This is a genomic window from Rhodoferax ferrireducens (genome assembly GCF_049302455.1).
Taxonomy (GTDB): Bacteria; Pseudomonadota; Gammaproteobacteria; order Burkholderiales; family Burkholderiaceae_C; genus Rhodoferax; species Rhodoferax ferrireducens_B.
Genome location: NZ_JBAQMD010000056.1, coordinates 1 through 18360, shown reverse-complemented (window position 1 = coordinate 18360; position 18360 = coordinate 1). Strand labels below are relative to the sequence as shown.

Below are 18360 nucleotides of genomic sequence, written 5' to 3'. Positions count from 1 at the left end.
GCATTGAATTCTTCTCACAAAATGCAAAGACATAGCTTGTTAGTGACTAAATCCATGACAGCTCACTCTCAAGAAATTTGTGAATGCTGGCAATGATACGTGGTGAAAACAACGCTGGCAGGAAACGTCGTCGAGGCGGCACGCCGCCCGCATCGCTACGCGCAAGGCGGTGTCAGCTGCGCTTGAGCCGCTGCGCCATGCCGGGCGACAGCCAGAGGCTGCTGTCGGCATCGACGATCAAGGCATCGATTCCGGGTGTGCGGCCGACCCGGGTTCGCCCGGCATCGGCACCCGCCACCATCAGGGCCGCGCCCAGACCGTTGACGAGTTCGAGTTGCTCGCTGATCAAGGTAACTCCATGGGGACCGGTACTGGGGTAGCCGGTTTTGGGATCAAGGATGTGATGCAAGCGCTTGCCGTCGTGCATCATAAAACGTTCGTAATCGCCAGAGGCCGCGACAAACCCCTGGGTCAAGGACACCACACCCAATAATTGGCTGGGTTGACGCGGGTCGCGCAGGCCCACGCGCCAGGGGCGGCCATTCAACCGGCCCGTCACCAGCACGTCACCACCGCCGTTGATCATCGCGTTGGGGACGCCACGGCTTTGAAGTTGCCGCAGGCCAGCCTGAAGAATGGGCAGTTTGGCAATGCCGCCCAAATCCAGCTGCATGCCTCTTTGGGTCAGATAGACCGTGCCCGCAGGCTCATTGATTACCAGGCCTGCCTTTTGATCGACAAGCCGCAATTGCGCTGCGATCTGCTGCTTTGACGGGATGGACGGATGCTCGGGACTGAAATCCCAGTCCCGCAAAGACCCGACCGTGGCATCAAAAGCCCCGCCACTGGCCTGTCCCGCCTGACGCGCCATCAACAGCACGCGCAGCAACTCCGGCTGTACCGGCACCGGTTGCAGACCCGCCATCAGGTTGATGGCGTTCAGTGCGCTCGTCGCACGGTAGCGGCTCATCATGTCGGCCAACCGGTTCATCTCGGTGAACGCCGCAGTTGCGGCAGCGCCCAGGGCTGCACTGTCATTGCCCTGCAGCGTCAGGTCGACCCGCGTGCCCATCAGAATTTGCGAGGACTGATGAACATCAGCCTTGGCCTGCACCGTCGGCACCACCAGGCCACACGCCAACAGTGGCAAGGCCAGTGCAAACCGACGCCGCCCGTGTTGAATGCGATCAGACGTAGGAGAAGTCATGATCACGCCTTCAAACGGGTCAGCGCGACTGATCCGCCATGTAATTGACGGCGGCCTTGACTTCGTCATCGGTCAGCGTCGCATTGGCACCGCGCGCGGGCATCTGGCCCTTGGCGCCGGTGAAGCCCTCAAGCGCGTGCTTATAAAGAACGTCATTACCTTGGGCGATACGCGGGCCCCAGTCGGCTTTGTCGCCCGGCTTGGGCGCACCAGCCGCGCCCACGGCGTGGCACATGGCACAGACCTTGCCAAAGACCGACTTGCCCACGGTGTTTTCGGCCACGGGTGCGGCTGCAGGCGCAGCCACAGGTGCCGGCGCTGCGGCAGGTGCGGGGGTCTCTTTTTGTCCGCAGGCGGCCAAAAGGGCCAAGCTCAGCGTCGCCAGCAGCAGTGTGGGTTTGTTCATTGTTGATTTCCTGAAAATCAGTTGAGTGGACCTGTGACGGCATGTCTGGATTTTTTATGCCCAAAAATAAGTCGGCACACGTTAAAGATGTATTATACGTGCATTAATTCTTTTTCACCATGTTGATGCCTATTGACCCAACTGACGCGACCTTGCATCCCCACCCAGACCGGCTTGCGTGCGACGTTGCAGACAGAGCGCGCTCGTCACGCAGGGTTCAGTTATGTACTCGCAAAACCAACGTCTGGCGGCTAGGGTGAATTTCTACCTGACCGCGTTGTTGATGGTGTTTGCCATGGGCGCAGGCGGTGCGCGCGCGGCCACCGGCTCCTACAACGCGGAGCTGCCGCCTGAACTGAGCAGCGCCAAAAATTTATGCGCACTCGTGCCTTGTTCAGACGTGTTTCCTGGTGCCAGCAGCTTTTCTGAACGCATGGGCCAGCCGCCTTATGTTGAGGCCTATGGCGAGCACAAGGACGACAACAAGGACACGAAGAGCACGAAGAAAGATGAGTTGCAGTCCCCTGGTGGACCGACCAACGGCAAGAAGGAACTGCTGGGCTATGTGGTGCTGTCCACCGACATCACCGACATGCCGGCCTACTCGGGCAAGCCGGTCGTCACGCTGATCGGCATGGACCTGAAGGGCCGCTTCGTGGGCGTGAAGGTGCTCAAGCATTCCGAGCCCATCCTGCTGCTGGGCATCCCCGAATCGGCGCTGCTGAACTTCAACCAGCAATACGTCGGCAAGTCGGTCGCCGACAAGATTGAGGTCGGCCAGTCCCGGCCTGATGAAGGCGTGCTGGGTGTCGATGCGATCTCGGGCGCCACCGTCACCGTGATCACGCAAAACCAGGTCATGATGACGGCGGGCACTGCGGTTGCGCGCCAGGTCGGCATCCTCGCGCCGACGGTGCGCGAGCCGGCCCGCTTCGCAGCGAGCGGCCAGCACCTGAGTTGGGCGCAACTGGTCAAGCAGGGCAGCGTGCAGCGTCTGCGGGTGTTGCCCCAAGACCTGGGCATGGAGCGCGGCAGCGAGCCCTTTATTGAGCTGTGGTTTGGCGACCTCAACCATCCTGACATAGGCGCCAGCCTGCTTGGGGAGAACGTCTGGAACAACCTGCACTTGCAGCTCAAGGAAGGCGAGCACGCCATCTTCATCATCCGCACGGCGGGCACCGAATCATTCAAGGGCTCGGGCTTTGTGCGCGGTGGCATCTACGACCGCGTGCAAGTCAAACAGGGGGCGGATTCCTTCACCTTTCGCGACACCGACTACCTCAACCTCTATGGCCTTGCCGCAGCCGGGGCACCGGCCGTTACTGAGTCGGCCATCTTCATCATCCGCGCCAAGACCTTCTCCGCGGCCTATCCCTGGAAGCTGTCGTTCATGGGCAACCGCGTGGACCGCGCCACCGGCAAGCGCAGCTTTGCCACCTTCGATGCCAAATACTGGCTGGCCGCCGACCTGTTGCAAGGCGGCCGACCGGTGATGGAAGAAACCGCAGCGCCCTGGGTGCAGGTGTGGAAATCGCGCGCCGTGGGGATTGCCCTGTTCGCCGCCTTGCTGATCATGGTCACCGTGGTCTATGCCTTTCGTGAAAAGCTCACCCGCCTTTCAACCCACAAAAACAAGTGGCCGGTGAATGCCTTTAAATACAGCGCCTGGGCCCTGAGCATCGGTTTTGTCGGCTTTGGTGTCATGGCGCAGCCTTCCATCACCCAGGTGCTGACCTGGCTGCACACCCTGCTGTTTCATTGGACCTGGTCTCTTTTTCTCTCGGACCCCTTCATTTTCCTGTTCTGGATTTTTATCATCCTCACCGTGTTTCTGTACGGGCGTGGCCTGTTCTGCGGCTGGATGTGTCCGTTTGGCTCCCTGTCCGAGGCCCTGTACAAGCTCGGTGGCCTGATCGGCTTGAAGCGCTTTCAGGGTCACTTGCCACGCGTCTGGCATGACCGGCTCAAGTGGGTGAAGTACGCAGTGTTCTTCGGCCTGCTGACGGTGTCTTTGTTTTCCCTGGGTCTGGCCGAAATGCTGTCCGAGGTAGAGCCCTTCAAGACCACTTTCCTGGTGGGCATCAACAACCGTGCCTGGCCTTATGGCCTCTTTGTTGCTGCGATTCTGGGCCTGTCGATCTTCATCGAGCGGCCCTACTGCAAATACATCTGCCCGCTCGGCGCCGCGCTGGCCATGCCCAGCACCTTCCGCTGGTTCGGCCTGCCGCGCAAGCAGGACTGCAACAGCTGCAAAGCCTGCGCCGTCGGTTGCGGCTCGCTGGCGATCGACGCCGATGGCCGCATTGACCACCGCGAATGTCTGCACTGCCTGGATTGCCTGGTGCTGTACACCGATGTGAAGGGTTGCCCACCACTGGCCAAGGAACGCAAGCGACGCGAACGGGACGGACTGGAGATCACGCCCATTGGGCGCGACGGCTATTTCATTCCGATCCACGCCACTCCGATGGATGCCAAGGTCAGCCAAGGCCCCGACCCGCGCATGCCGACCGACCCGGTGCCGCGGCCGCACAAAACACAGGCCCGGTTTGGGCGGGCACTCTGGCTTGAATTGGTAGACCACCTGTGGCCCTGGAGCGCCGAGGGATGGACGTCGCAACGAGCGCTACAGATCGCCGGCTTCTCGCTGGCGCTGGCCGCCACCGTGGCCTGGGTGCTGGCAGCAACGGGGCGCCTGTCGGCCAGCGCCATCATTGGCTGGTGGATCGGCTGGAGCGTTTACGAGGTTCTGATTCGACTGTCGGGGCGCCGCTATGTGAAGGACGGCCCCTGGTGGCAGGGCCACTACCGTTATGCCAGTGTCATGGACATGCTGAGTTACGTGGGTTTCAAAAACTTGCTCATTGGTGCCGCGTTGTTTCTGGGCCTCAAAGCAGTGGGGCTGCTACTGGTATGAACTCATATCAAAAAATTTGAACTGTCTTACAACCCAAGAAAGGAAAATTCTCCATGAACACTCCCAACAATAAAATCGCGATCCCCAGGGATCTGGGTCGTCGCAATTTCCTCAACAAAACCGCAATTGCCGGCCTTGCCGGGGCTGGCTTGTCGGCCGGCCTGGTCGGCTGCAACAAGACGGCCGGTCCGGCTGCCACCGGCAGTCCCGCTGTGGCGACCTCAGAGCCGGCCAAGAGTGGTGCTGTCGATTACTCAGCCTACGAGGTGCATCCCGGCCAACTCGATACTTATTACTCGTTTTCTTCCGGCGGTCACTCGGGCGAGGTTCGTATCTATGGCTTGCCCTCCGGCCGCTTGTTCAAGCGCATTCCGGTGTTCAACATTGACTGTCTCGTCGGCTGGGGTATCACCAACGAATCGAAGAAGATCATGGGCACCAACGCGGACGGCAGCCTGAAATACTTCACGGGTGACACCCATCATGTGCATCCGTCCTACACCGACGGAACCTACAACGGCAAACACCTTTTCGTCAATGACAAAATCCATGGTCGCATCGCGCGCGTGCGGCTCGATACCATGGAGTGCGACAAGATCACCGAATTGCCCAACGTCCAGGGTTTCCATGGGATTTTCCCGGACAAGCGCGATCCGGTTGACGAAAAGATCAACTACACAACCCGCGTTTTTTGCGGCAACGAATTCCACATTCCCCAGCCGAACGACGGCCGCGACCTCAACGACCCGAGCAAGTATTTCTGCCTGTTCACGTGTATCGATGCGGAAACGCTGGAGCCGCGCTGGCAGGTCAAGGTAGACGGCAACATGGATTTGGTGGCGACCTCCTACGACGGCAAACTGGCATGCTCCAATCAATACAACATGGAGAACGGCGCCCACTATGAGGACATGATGTCGATCGAGCGCGACTCCTGCATCTTCTTCAACATTGCCCGCATCGAGGCAGCCGTCAAGGCCGGGAAGACATTTTTCATCGGCAAATCCAAGGTCCCGGTGGTGGACGGCACCAAATCCGCCAACGCAGACCCGAAGACCGCACTGACCTGCTACGTGCCGACACCGAAGAACCCGCACGGCGTCAACGCCAGCCCGGACGGCAAGTACTACGCCTGCTCCGGCAAGCTCTCGCCGACGGCCACCCTGATTGAGCATGCTTTGGTACTGAAATGGTTCGACGGTGAACTCAAGGAGCCCCGCGACACCGTGGTTGCCGAACCTGAAATTGGCCTGGGCCCACTGCACACCGGTTTCGACAACAAGGGCAACGCCTATACGACGCTCTTCCTCGACAGCCAGATCGTGAAATGGAACCTCGAGGCCGCCATCAAATCCTTCAAGGGTGATAAAGCGGCAAAGCCGGTGGTGGACCGCATCGACGTCCAATACCAGCCAGGCCACGGTTTCACGTCCATGGGCGAGACCAAGAATGCCGACGGCAAATTCTTCCTGTCGGACAACAAGTTCTCCAAGGACCGCTTCCTGCCGGTTGGACCGCTGCACCCGGAAACCGCGCAACTGATTGACATCAGCGGCGACAAGATGAAGCTCGTGGCCGACCACTCGGTGTACTCCGAGCCGCATGACTCCATCATCATTCCACGCGAGCTGATCAGGACCCGGCAGGTCTATGACATCAACGAGTTCCCCAACGCGGTCAAGGATGCCAAGGAATGTCGTGTCGAGCGCAAAGGCAAGAAGGTGACGATCTACCTGACATCGCAGGCGCCAACCTTCGGACTGCGCGAGTGGACGGTCAAAAAAGGCGATGAGGTCACCATCATCCTCACCAACCTGGACAAGGTAGAGGATCTGACCCATGGCTTTGCCATCCCGAACTACAACATCAACTTTATTGTCAACCCGCAGGAGACCAAATCAGTCACCTTCAAGGCCGACAAGCCCGGTGTCTATTGGTGCTACTGCACCAACTTCTGCCATGCACTGCACCTTGAGATGCGTTCGCGCATGCTGGTGGAAGCCTGAGTGACGGCGGCACAGCGCTTGGCGCAGAGTCCTGGGGTGCCGCACACGCTGGATGGCCACGTGGGACTGAAGTGTCTGCACTGAAGCACTGGTCTGCAAGGCTGGCCCTGGCCGTGCGCGCCACGGCGCTGCTGTTCGCTTCGCTGCTGGTCGCGGGCGTCGCAGCGGCCGCAGAGATCCGGGTTCATCCTGGCGATTCCATCTCGGCGGCAGTGGCGCGCGCCAAACCCGGTGATACGGTGGCGATTGAGCGCGGTCGCTACCAGGACAACCTGCGCATCGACAAGCCCCTGAAGCTTGTCGGCATTAACCGGCCGACCATCAGCGGCGGCCTCGCGGGCGACACGATTCGCATCGTCTCGCCCGACGTCAGCGTCGAGGGTCTGATCGTCACGGACAGCGGTGACCGCCTGGGCGACCAAAATGCGGGCATCTACATCCAGCCCGGTTCGGACCGTGCAGCCATCAAGCATTGCGACATCGCCTACAGTCTGTTTGGACTTTGGATCGAAGGGGCCAAGGACGTCCAGGTCATCGGCAACCGGATCACCGGCAAGCGTGATTACGCGTCGGCCCAGCGAGGCAATGGTATTCAGCTTTACAACACCACCGGTGCCCAGATCATCGGCAACGAGATCAGTTTTGCTCGCGATGGTATCTATGTCGATGTTTCCTATCACGCGATTTTTCGTGGCAACAAGATTCACGACGTACGCTACGGAACCCACTACATGAACTCCCACTTCAACACCTGGGAGGACAACGAGTCTTATCACAACCGAAACGGTCTGGCGCTCATGATGACGCGCAACCTGATCGTGCGCAACAATCGGACCTGGGGCAATTCAGACGTCGGCATCATGCTGCGCACGATCCAGGATTCGGTCATAGAAGGCAACGTGGTAGCGGGCAACCGGCGCGGTTTTTTTATCTATGACGCTGAATACAATGCGCTCCGCAATAATCTGATCATTGACAACGATGTCGGCGCGCATGTGTGGGCCGGCTCGATTCACAACGAGGTCGAAGGCAACGATTTTCTGCGCAACCGGGAGCAGGTGCGTTACGTCGCAGCGAAGGACGTCCCCTGGGGTGTCAAGACCGGCAACTACTGGAGCAATTACGTCGGCTGGGACCGCGATGGCAACGGCATCGGCGACGTGCCCTACGAAGCCAACGACGTGGTGGACCGTCTGGTTTGGCGCCTGCCGGTGGTCAAACTCCTGCTTAACAGCCCGGCCATTCAAACCCTGCGGCTGATCGCGCAACAGTTTCCCCTGCTGCGCTCACCCAGCATCGTGGACGGCAAGCCGCACATGCAACCCACCCACAGCAACTGGAGTCAATGGATTGGCAAACAAAGTAATTGAAGTCCACCAGATCACCAAGCATTACGGCTTGATCCAGGCGGTGGACGGCGTGGACCTTGCGGTCGAGGCCGGCGAAGTGTTTGGCCTGATCGGGCACAACGGTGCCGGCAAGAGCACCTTGTTCAAGATGATGCTGGGCTTGATCCCGGCCACCTCGGGCGAGATCCGGATCGACGGCGCGCCGGTTCGCGGCGAGGAATTCCGCCGCGTGCGCCGCCACCTCGGCTACCTGCCCGAGAACGTCGTCTTCTACGACAATCTCAGCGGCCTGGAGACCCTCGCCTTCTTCGCCCGCCTGAAAGGGGTTGACCTGGGCGAATGTGCCCCGCTGCTGGAGCGGGTCGGTCTTACCGCTGCGGCCAAGCGGCGCGTCAAGGGCTACTCGAAGGGCATGCGCCAGCGCCTGGGCTTCGCGCAGGCGCTGCTCGGCAAGCCCAAACTGCTGTTCCTCGATGAGCCGACCACGGGCCTCGATCCCGAGGGCATTCGCGAGTTCTATCGCATCCTGAAGGAGATGAGGAGCGAGGGGGCGACCATCATCCTGACCTCCCACATTCTGTCGGAAATCCAGGAACGGGTCGACCGTCTCGCCATCATGAAGACCGGCAAGATTCAAGCCATCGGCACCGTCCAGTCATTACGGGAAAAGATGGCGCTGCCCCTGCGGTTCGAACTGCGGCTCGCGCCGGGCGCGGAAATCGAATTGCGGCGGATCGTCGACACGCTGGAGGGTGCCGAGCTCAGCGAAGACGGCGAGCGGGTCACGGTCCATTGCCAGCGCGAAGCCAAAATGCGGGTTCTCCAGGCCCTGGCAGCGCTCAATGGCCGGATAAGCGATTTGCACATCCGCGAGCCGTCTCTTGAGGACGTGTTTCTAGGCTATTCGGGATGAGAACATCATGACTTTCGCAATCGAACCCAAACAGATCGGCATCATCGCCGCCAAAGAATTCCGCGAGCGCATCCGTAACCGCTGGGTGCTCGCGGTGACCACCGTCTTTACCGCCTTCGCTCTTGTCATCGCCTATTTTGGCTCGGCGCAGCAAGGGGCCGTCGGCTTCAGCAGCATCGAAGTCACCATTGCCAGCCTGGTCAGCCTGGTCATCTACCTGATCCCGCTGATCGCCTTGATTCTTGGCTTTGACGCCATCGTTGGCGAGCGCGAGCGCGGCTCTCTGGACCTGCTGCTGTCGATGCCGATCACGCGCCTCGAACTGCTGCTGGGCAAGTTCCTCGGTCTGTCCGCGGCCCTGGCCTGTTCCACCGTGATGGGCTTCGGTCTGGTCGGTCTGCTGCTCGGCTTCAAGCTGCCGCCTTCTGCCTGGTATCACTATGCCGGCTTCATGCTGAGTTCAGTGCTGCTGGGCATGGCCTTCCTCAGCCTGGCGGTCATGGTTTCGGTCTTCGCGGCGGACCGCACCCGGGCCAGCGGCGGCGCCATTGCCCTGTGGTTTTTCTTCGTCCTGGTCTACGACCTGATCCTGCTGGGCGCGCTGGTCGTCAGCGGCGGTGCGGTCGCCACCGATGCCTTCCCCTATCTGCTGCTCCTCAACCCGGCTGACGTCTTTCGCATCCTCAATATCTTCGGGCTTGAAGAGGTTCGAACCCTTTACGGTTTGACCACGGTCTTCCCCGAGCGGCTCGCCAACCCGGGGCTGCTCGGGGCGGTCATGCTCGCCTGGATCACCCTGCCCCTGGCCGTCGCCAACTGGAAATTTCGCCAATGAAAACATCTCACACCCCCAAGCTGCGTGCGACCACTATCGCATTCACCTTCGCCCTGGCATTGACCGGCGCTGCTGTCCTGGGCGGCTGCAGCAAGAACGAACCGGCTTCTCTCCAACCGATCGAGATCAGCCAGGGCACCAGTTGCAGCCTGGACGGCATGACGCTGATGGACTATCCCGGGCCGAAGGCGCAGATGCAATACGCTCATGGCGAGCCTGACTTTTTTTGTGACACGGTCGAGATGTTCTCGATCTACCTGAAGCCCGAGCAGCAACAACGCGTGCGCGCCGTCTTCGTGCAGGACATGGCGCAAGCCGACTGGAACAATCCGGTGGGCCACTGGATTGATGCCAAGACCGCCTTCTACGTGGCCGGCTCCAAACGCCTGGGCTCCATGGGGCCAACGCTGGCATCATTTGCCAGCGAGGCCGACGCCGGCAAATTCGCCGCCAAGGAAGGCGGCAAGGTTTATCGGTTCGAGCAGATCACCCCCGACATGGTCGTCCTCGACGGCGGGGTTCTCAAAGATCAAAAAATGTAAGAGGAATTTCGTGAGCAACTTTTTTGAAAAACTACCGTTTGAAGCGGCACAGGAGCTCGAGCAGCTGAGCCGCATCGCATTCGAATTGCGCGAGGGCCGCAAGCGCTTGCTGCAACAACATGATGCCGACAGCGAGGAGGCTTTGCTGGCGCTTGTCAGCAGCGGCGCCGTCGCCGAGCACCCTGGCTACGATCACTACCTCGGCGCCCGTATTCTCTCCAAGACGCAGCAAGCGGTGCGTAAGCAGTTGCAGGCGGTCATGGTGGAACTGGGAGGCCAATGATGCTGCACAACGCCCTCAAGGAAGCCATCGACGTTCAATTCGCCCAAGCCATAACGGAACCCGCCGAGCTTTGCCAGGATGCGCTGCTGGTGCGCCTGGACAACGGCGTCGTCATCGAACTGCGGATCGCCAGCGCCGAGGAATATGCCATCGCCTGGCGTTGGGGTGACACAGAATTGCGCATCGACACAGCACCCCTGCATCCGCAACTCTCCACCTACCCCAACCACTTGCATACCGGCGAAGGTCAGCTGCTGCCCGATCCGCTCACCCACCCCGGCCGCGATCCTTGGGACAACGTCAACGCGGTGATCACGGCGCTCATTGGCGATCCCTTGCTGCAGTCACAAGGCAAGTAAGTTCTGCCGCGGCGCCGGATCAATTCAAGGGTCACCAACCTGGCAGGCCAGGCAACGGCGCCGACATTTGCTATCAATAACATAGCTATTGACGCTTGATGCACGGGGGCTACAGCCCCAAAAGACTTATAAGTTGGCGCGCCCATCCCGGCTCGCCTGCTCCTGCGGCTTGAACTGGTTGAAGCGCGGCAAAAACTTGTCCCAGTCGATGATGTGGCTGTCGAGCTCGGGGCCGTCCACACAGGCGTGCTTGCGTACCATCTTGCCGTCAATCGTCACCGGCACCATGCAGGCGCCACACATGCCGGTGGCGTCGACCATGATCGAGTTCAGGCTGGCAACCGTCTTGACGCCATAGGGTTTGGTCAGGTCGCTCACGGCACGCATCATCAGCGGCGGGCCAATCGTCACGACTTCGGCGATTTTGCGGCCCTGGCTGCTCATGCCGTCTTTGAGCATGGCTTCAAGCGGCGTGGTGACAAAACCCTTCGCGCCAAAGCTGCCGTCGTTGCTGGTGTAGATGACGTCAAGCAAATCGGGGAACTCGGCTTGCAGTTGGCTCACGCGTTCGCCCGCCTTGACCCAGAACAGCAAGTCGGCATTGCGAAAGCCCGCAATCAGCGTGACGTGGTTGCCCAGGCGCAGGTGCGCGCGCATGATGGGGTAAACGGGCGGCAAGCCCAGGCCACCGGCGGTAAACACCACCGTCTGCTGGCCCTCAAAGCGGTGCAGCTCACTGGGCAGGCCCAGCGGGCCGGCGATACCGGTAAAGGCATCGCCCACCAACATGCGGTTGATGGCGATGCTGCTCGCGCCCATGGCTTGCACCACCAGGCAAATGGTGCCGGCTTTGGCATCCCAGTCGGCCAGCGTGAGCGGAATGAGTTCGCCTTTTTCCCACGGCAACACGCGCACGAATTGGCCGGCCTGGGCCGCCTTGGCGACCAGCGGCGAATGCACGATGAACTCGACAATGCCATCGGCCAAATGAATCTTCTGCAGAATCGTCTGCGGCGCAGCACCCATCTCGGTGTAGTGCGCAGCGTTCCTGACCATGGCAATGATCTCGTGCGCCGTCAGGTTGATGTCGCCCACAATCTCGCGCGCCGCAGCCTGGCCGTCACCGGCGGCGCGGATCGCCGTGGAGCCGCCACGCGCAGCATCGCCACCGGAATAAACGCCGGGCAGCGAGGTCTGCTGCGAACCCGGCGCCACATCGATGGTGCCCCACTTTGTCGTCTTGAGGCTGGGCTCGGAGTCTTTGATAATCGGGTTGGGTGTGTTGCCCAGCGCCATGATGACCAGGTCCACCGTCATCGATTCGGTCTCGCCGGTGCTCACCGGACTGCGCCGGCCGGAGGCATCGGGCGCGCCCAGCGCGATCACATCGAGCAGGCTGTGGGTCACAAAATGGGTCTTGTCGTCGCCGATGAATTCGCGCGGCGCCCGTAATTCCTTGAGCTCAATGCCTTCCTCAAACGCGTGGTGCAACTCCTCGACCCGCACCGGCATCTCGGCCTGCGTGCGGCGGTAAACGATGGTGACCAGCCCGCCCAGGCGGCGGGCGGTGCGCGCGGCATCCATGGCCGTGTTGCCGCCCCCAATGACCATGATGCGTTTGCCGCGCGTCTCGGGCAGAGGAGTCTCGTAGTCCGCGTGCAAGCCCTGCATCAGGTTCACGCGCGTCAGGAACTCGTTGGCCGACATGACATTGAGCAAGTGCTCGCCCGGCACATTCATGAAGCGCGGCAAGCCCGCGCCGGTGCCGACAAATATCTTCCAGAAGCCGGCTTGTCTCAGGTCTTCGAGCGTCGCTGTTTTGCCGACCACAAAGTTGGCGACAAACTTGCCGCCGAGCAGTTTGATTTTGCCCACCACATCGTCGATCAGATCGTTGGGCAGCCGAAACTCGGGAATGCCGTAGCGCAACACGCCACCCAGAGCATGAAAGGCCTCGAACACCGTCACCGGGAAGCCCTCGGAGGCCAGCAGGTAGGCGTTGATGAGACCAGCCGGGCCTGAGCCCACCACCGCCACGGGCGGCTTGTCGGCCTTGGCCCAAGGGTCGGGAATGTTGGCAAAGCGCGCCGCAATGCCATCGGCATTGACCAGCTTTTCGCGCTGCGGCAGATACCACTCGATCTGGCCAATCTCGATCGGCCGCTTCTGGTGTGTGCAGACGCCCTGGCACTGCAACTCCTGCGGGCAGACGCGCCCGGTCACATTGGGCAAGGGGTTGCAGTTTTCAATCAGTTCCATCGCTTCGCGAAAGCGCCCGGTGCCGAGCAATTCGAGCATTTCCGGGATATGGATCTTGACCGGACAGCCACCCTTGGGCTCGGCTTGGCCTGCCACATGCAGACCCAGCTCGCACGGCTTGTCTTCACACTGCTTGTCGCGCAGGGCTTCGAGCCACACAAACATCTCCACCTCGCGCGCGCTGTAGCCCTGGCTCATGTAACCCAGATAACCCTGGTTGACCAGGCCGAAGTCCTGGGACCGCTCCACAGCGTCACGCATAAAGGGTGGAATGTAATTCTCCGCCGGCCAGTTTTGCGACAGGCCCTTGAACATCGGGTAGCGCTCCGACAAATGGGTGTCGATGGCGCGCACAAACTTGCGTTTAAGTTTGAGCGGCACGTTCCAGACAAAACGCATCAGCACTTTGCTGGTGTCGTCGTCACGCAGCATCAAGGCCCACAGGGTGCGGATGAAATCGGGCCCCAGCTCGTCTTGCTGAAACTCCCAGACCATGGCTTCGGTGCCGTCAGCAATAAAGATGTCGCGAAACGCCTGCGGCTCGCTCAGCAGGCGCCGGCGCAACAGCGCCAACTGGCGATGGAAGGTCTCCACCGCTTCAGTCTGCTCCAGGGCGTCGATTTGCGAGCGCGTGGCATCCAACGTGCGGCTCGCGCTGAGGTAGCGGCCCAGCTCGTCGCCGCTGGCGGGGTTCAGGCCCTCGGTGCTCACAGAATGATCTCCGCGTCGCAATTGGCCGCCACCCGCTTGATGCGGCTCTGCAACTCAGGCGTGACTTTGATGCGCTCCATGGCGCCGGCAATCAACTGGCCTACATCACGCGACTCGCCGTTGACAACGATGCGGGTCTTCTCGAACAGCTCGGGCAGGTCCTGGTAGCAGGTCTTGCAGTCGGTGCATTTGACCTGATCGGCAATGTCGTAGCGCACCAGCGCGTCGGCCGCAGCGACAACGGCGGGGCTGGCCCCGGCGCTGCCAGCGCCTGCCGATTGCGCCATGATCGGTATCACCCGGGCGCCACCGACCGGCGCTTTGCTGGCGGCGGCCAGCTCGGACATGGCACGCGCAAAAGAGTCGAGCGAGCTGTCACGCTGCGTCACCGAATCAAGGTACTGCGCTTGCAGGGTGGCCATGCCAAGGCGATGGCTTTCGTCCATTTTGGCCACATGCTGGCCGTCCAGGAACTGCAGCAGATGCCAGTATTTGCGCCGTTCCTCAACCAGCGCGACGATGGCCTCGGCCACCGCTATTTTGATCAGGCGTTGCTTGGCATCGGTGGACCAGATGAACGCGGTCTTGCCCGCACGCTCAGACCGGGGCAGCTCAACATAAGCTTCGACCGGCAGCGCATGCGTGTCGTCGGCGCCGAGCTTGTGAAACTGCTTCTTGAAGCGCACTTCACCCAAGGCAAAGTACGCCGGTGTCAGCGCCATGCTCATCAGCTTGAGCTGGCCTTCGTCGTCCTGGTATTCCAGCGTTGTGGTGGCCCAGGTCTGCAGCGGATCGGGGTTGCCTTCGAGCGAGAACCAGTCATGCAGCGTGCTGCCCCGACGCGGGTCATGCACAAACACCGGGCTCATGCGGCTCTCGACCGCCAGGCGCGAGCGCTCTGACGATGCGCCATCGCCAATGCCCTGCTCACCCTGGCACGGGGTATAGACGTCGAGCACGGCGGGCCCGTCGGTGTAGGACAGGCACTCCATCGTGTTTTTCAGAAAGTGGCCTTGGAGCGCGGTGCTGGTGGCGCACACAAACACATTGGAATGGAAGGCTGCGATCAGGCCGAGTTCCTTGCGCGACTCGTGCTTGCCCGTCGCCGTGCTGCCAAAACGCGCCAGGTCAGAGTCCTGCCCCAGAAAGCTCGACGTGGAGGCTTGACCGCCGGTGTTGGAATAGGAGCCGGTATTGAGCACCAGGACTTTAAGCGGTGTGCCACTCATCAAAATGCGCGACAGCGCGCCAAAACCAATGTCGTAGGTGGCGCCGTCGCCGCCGATGGTGATCACGGTCGGCATCAGACCCAGCTCGGCCACGCTGAACTGCTCCCACGACAACATGCGCAAGGCGGGGTCGTGGACTTGGGCGTCATAAGCATCCGCCAGTTCCAGCCGCGCCAGGCGCAGTGCACGCACATCGCCGACGGTCTGCGCCGCAATGCCTTCAAAGATGCCTTTGGCCAGCGGCTGTGCGTCCTGGAACAGGCTGTTGACCCACGGGTCCTTGAAAGCGTTGAACGGAAAAGTGGAGGCGTAGACACTGCTGCAGCCGGTCGAATTGGCCACCACCGTGCCGGCAGGGCCGTTGCCGGTGGGGCCGCTCTCGTACAGGTAGAGCCTCTTTTCCAGCGTGTTGATGAGTGCGCCCAGGCGGTGATGGCGCTCGGCGTTATGGTCGACGAGCGTCACTTGCTTGTCTCGCATGCGGCCAATCAGATTCTCCAACTCATGGATATGCTCGCGCTGACGCCTGTCGGCCAAGGCGTGGCTGGTGGCCATGACCAGACGGGTGGCAGTCACCTCGCCACAGCCACGGCAGGCGCCGTGGCCGCCGGTGGTGCTGTAGTAGTTGGCGCGGTCGAGCAGCAGGCGCTTGATCTCGCCGCCGGGCTGGATCGCATCAACCACAAAGCGCGCTGGCGTGTTGGGCGTCTTGCTCATGAAATCAAAGCGCTGTTGCAGGGTTTGCAGCAAGGCCGCATCCTGTTCGCGGGTGACCAAGGCACCCGGGCCGCACACCTCCACACATTCCAGACAACCGGTGCATTTCCACGGGTCGACCGTGACACCGTAGAGCGCGCCGCTGCCCGGTTTGGCCTTTTCCATGGCATCAAAGAAGGGCCGCGTGCGCGCGACCGGATAGAGCGCCAAGACGTCGATCAGCATGCTGAAGTTGCGCAGCACGGTCACGTTCTCGGTCTCCAGATGGGTCGCGGCCTCGGCCACCAGCTCATGGAACGGCCGCGCTTCTCTGCTCTGGCGATAAGCCTCCCGCACGCTGGTCGCCAGCGCATAGACATGGCCGCGCATGAGCTCGCGCTGGACGGGCGGAATGTCGAGTTGGCCGATGCCCGTGAGCAGCAATTCGTGAATGTCATGCACGCTGTTGGGGATGGCACCGTCCGGGCAGACCAGCGCGCACTCCATGCAACCGGTGCACAAGTCGGCCTTGAACTCGGGCACGCTGCGGCGAAACAGCCCTTTGTCCTTGGCGCCTGCGGTGCCCGCCGGCATGAACAGACCCGTGCCGGGCAGCACCGGGGCTTCACCAATGGCACCTGCGCGGAACGGGTCGAGCACCATGTCGTCGTAGTAGCCACGGTCAAACATGCCCGCGCAGCCTGAACTGCCTGCGCTCTGGCACATGGACGCCGACAGCGACACATCGTGAATCGCAATTGGCGCGGGCCTGGCGTCGATACGGGCAAAGACATCCAGCGCGTAATCCACTTTTTGCGTCGCCTCAATGCCCTCGCGGATGACCGCCATGTTGCCTTCCATCACCGCGCCACCCTTGCCCCCAAATTTCTTGGCGATTTGCTGGCGGACTTTCTCCAGGATCACCTCCGGCGCAGCACCGTTTGAGACCTGACTGACGTGCCCGGCCACAGCGCCGATGAAGGCGATGCCCATCATGCGGGTCGCCAGCTCCGGCGTTGGCGCATGCTTTTTGGCCACCGCAAAGGCATCCACAATGAAGAAATTTATTTGTCTCTCACGGATGGTTTTGCGCGCCTGGACCGGCAGCTCTTGCCAGACCTCTTCGGCGCTCGCATTGGACTGCAGGATAAAAGTGCCGCCCGCGACCAGCCCGAGCAACGGATTGGTGTGACTGAAGACCTTGTGATCCGGGGCGATGACGACCTCCACGTCCTCCAGTTCGGCGTTGGTGATCTTGACCGGCTCCGGGCTCAGGGTGATGTAGTAGTTGGTCGGTGCCCCGCTCTTCTCGGAGCCATATTTGGGCGCCGACTTGGAGTGCATCTCCAGCACGCCGGCCAGGATGTCGGTCAGCAGTTTGCCCGATGCAATCGTGCCGTAGCCACCCACCGAGTGAAAGCGCACCCGAAAGCCGGCATCGGGCAGCAGCTTCGGATTGGCCTCGGTTTCAAGCGCCATCAGCTCGGTTTCAGGGTAAGCCAGCTTCAGGCGCGCCTGCAGTTCAGCCACACGCGGTGTTGCCGTCTGCGAGAAGAACTGGGAGCCCAGATAAATCAAGGGCGCGACCTTGCCATCCTGCATATTCTTAAAGGCTGCAATCAAATGGCGCGGTTGCAAGTCATGGCCGCCCAGACCAAAGATCGCCGTGGTCAGCAGCGGGCTGGCGCGCAAGGGCGGGATGCCGGGGTGGCGCAGTTGCGCGGCATTTTCACGCGCCTTGAACAGCGCCTGCGTCACCAGGCTGGTGAGCGCCGTCTGATCGGAGCGCTCCAGCACGGTGACCGCTTTTTTGCCCTGGAGCGCTGCGACCAACTGGCCTTCCGGGAAGGGCTGCAGCAGCTTGACGGCGATCAGGCCCACCTTCTGCCCCAAGCCGCGCAGGTGGCTGACCACCGCTTCGACGTCGTCCGTGACCGAGCCCAGACCCACCATCACGGTGTCGGCGTCGTCACACATAAAGGTTTGCACCGGCGCGTACTGGCGCCCGGTCAACGCGCTGTATTCGTCCATCGCCTGACGCACGAAGGCAGGCACCGCGTTGGCGAAATGGGTGCGGTGATCGACGGCACCGGCTTGAAAGTCAGCCTGGTTTTGCACCGCGCCTGTCAGTCCCGGGTTATTCACATCCACCAGCGCGGGCACCAATTGGCGCGTGCCTTTCTCAAAGGCATTGACCCACTGGCGCTGCCACTGAGCGTGTAATTCTTCGGGTAGCCAGATCAGCGTCTGGGCGGCCAACTTGCCGGCATTGTCTTGCTCCACTTTGGCGGCGTTGGCATCAAGAAAACTGCTCAGCTTTGACAGACTGCCTTCCGTCAGATCAGCCTGGTGGCGCGCCAGATACTGCTGCAACTGGGCCACCCGGCCTTTGGCACCGTAGAGCATCTCCTGCGCCAGCGTCGGCGCCTTGATCCGCCCGGCCGGGTCGCCCAGATACTCGGCCAGCAATGCGGACTCGGGCATCAGCGCTTCACACAGCATGTGGCTGGTGGCAAAACCGTCCATGGCGTTGGCGACCGGGATCAGCGACAGCGACGCGACGCGGTAAGAAATCGCCGCCAGGTCGGCCGCTTCCTGCGGGTTGGCACCAAACAAAATGGTGTAGCCCGAGGACATCAGGGCATAAA

The 18360-nt window shown here is 61.4% G+C and carries 12 protein-coding genes; 8 read left to right on the top strand and 4 right to left on the bottom strand.

The window, feature by feature from the left end; genetic code table 11:
* Positions 1 to 172: 172 nt before the first annotated feature.
* Together WA157_RS10040 and WA157_RS10035 are read right to left on the bottom strand one after the other, a co-directional pair.
* Positions 173 to 1207 (bottom strand): FAD:protein FMN transferase, encoded by a 1035-nt coding sequence (locus tag WA157_RS10040; protein ID WP_422620813.1) that lies wholly within the window; start codon positions 1205 to 1207, stop codon positions 173 to 175.
* Positions 1208 to 1226: 19 nt separating this feature from the next.
* Positions 1227 to 1613, bottom strand: a complete 387-nt coding sequence (locus tag WA157_RS10035; RefSeq protein ID WP_422620812.1) for a c-type cytochrome — start codon at positions 1611 to 1613, stop codon at positions 1227 to 1229.
* 223 nt (positions 1614 to 1836) lie between these two features.
* On the opposite strand from WA157_RS10035, the gene WA157_RS10030 reads away from it, so the two are divergent.
* From WA157_RS10030 to WA157_RS09995, 8 genes are all read left to right on the top strand, one after another.
* The gene (locus tag WA157_RS10030) at positions 1837 to 4530 is read left to right on the top strand and encodes a 4Fe-4S binding protein (RefSeq protein ID WP_422620811.1); all 2694 of its coding nucleotides are present in this window, start codon (positions 1837 to 1839) and stop codon (positions 4528 to 4530) included.
* Between the two features lie 53 nt (positions 4531 to 4583).
* Positions 4584 to 6536: a TAT-dependent nitrous-oxide reductase gene (gene nosZ / locus WA157_RS10025; RefSeq protein ID WP_422620810.1), complete on the top strand. Its 1953-nt coding sequence runs from the start codon at positions 4584 to 4586 to the stop codon at positions 6534 to 6536.
* Positions 6537 to 6607: 71 nt separating this feature from the next.
* Positions 6608 to 7906, top strand: a complete 1299-nt coding sequence (locus WA157_RS10020; protein WP_422620809.1) for a nitrous oxide reductase family maturation protein NosD — start codon at positions 6608 to 6610, stop codon at positions 7904 to 7906.
* Positions 7887 to 8798: an ATP-binding cassette domain-containing protein gene (locus WA157_RS10015; RefSeq protein WP_422620808.1), complete on the top strand. Its 912-nt coding sequence runs from the start codon at positions 7887 to 7889 to the stop codon at positions 8796 to 8798. Before WA157_RS10020 ends, WA157_RS10015 begins: the two co-directional genes overlap by 20 nt.
* Before the next feature lie 7 nt (positions 8799 to 8805).
* Positions 8806 to 9633, top strand: coding sequence for an ABC transporter permease (locus tag WA157_RS10010; protein WP_422620807.1), 828 nt, complete (start codon positions 8806 to 8808; stop codon positions 9631 to 9633).
* Positions 9630 to 10175 carry a nitrous oxide reductase accessory protein NosL gene (locus WA157_RS10005; protein WP_422620806.1) on the top strand — a complete coding sequence of 182 codons (546 nt, stop codon included), beginning with the start codon at positions 9630 to 9632 and terminating at the stop codon, positions 10173 to 10175. Before WA157_RS10010 ends, WA157_RS10005 begins: the two co-directional genes overlap by 4 nt.
* A 10-nt stretch (positions 10176 to 10185) precedes the next feature.
* The gene (locus WA157_RS10000) at positions 10186 to 10458 is read left to right on the top strand and encodes a hypothetical protein (RefSeq protein ID WP_011465476.1); all 273 of its coding nucleotides are present in this window, start codon (positions 10186 to 10188) and stop codon (positions 10456 to 10458) included.
* The gene (locus WA157_RS09995) at positions 10458 to 10817 is read left to right on the top strand and encodes a toxin-antitoxin system TumE family protein (RefSeq protein ID WP_422620805.1); all 360 of its coding nucleotides are present in this window, start codon (positions 10458 to 10460) and stop codon (positions 10815 to 10817) included. Before WA157_RS10000 ends, WA157_RS09995 begins: the two co-directional genes overlap by 1 nt.
* Before the next feature lie 126 nt (positions 10818 to 10943).
* Here the strand turns inward: WA157_RS09995 and WA157_RS09990 are convergent, their stop codons facing one another.
* Positions 10944 to 13787, bottom strand: coding sequence for a sulfide/dihydroorotate dehydrogenase-like FAD/NAD-binding protein (locus tag WA157_RS09990; RefSeq protein ID WP_422620804.1), 2844 nt, complete (start codon positions 13785 to 13787; stop codon positions 10944 to 10946).
* Positions 13784 to 18360 (bottom strand): 2-oxoacid:acceptor oxidoreductase family protein (locus WA157_RS09985; RefSeq protein WP_422620803.1); only part of this gene is annotated, 4577 nt, incomplete at its 5' end. The genes WA157_RS09985 and WA157_RS09990, both read right to left, overlap by 4 nt.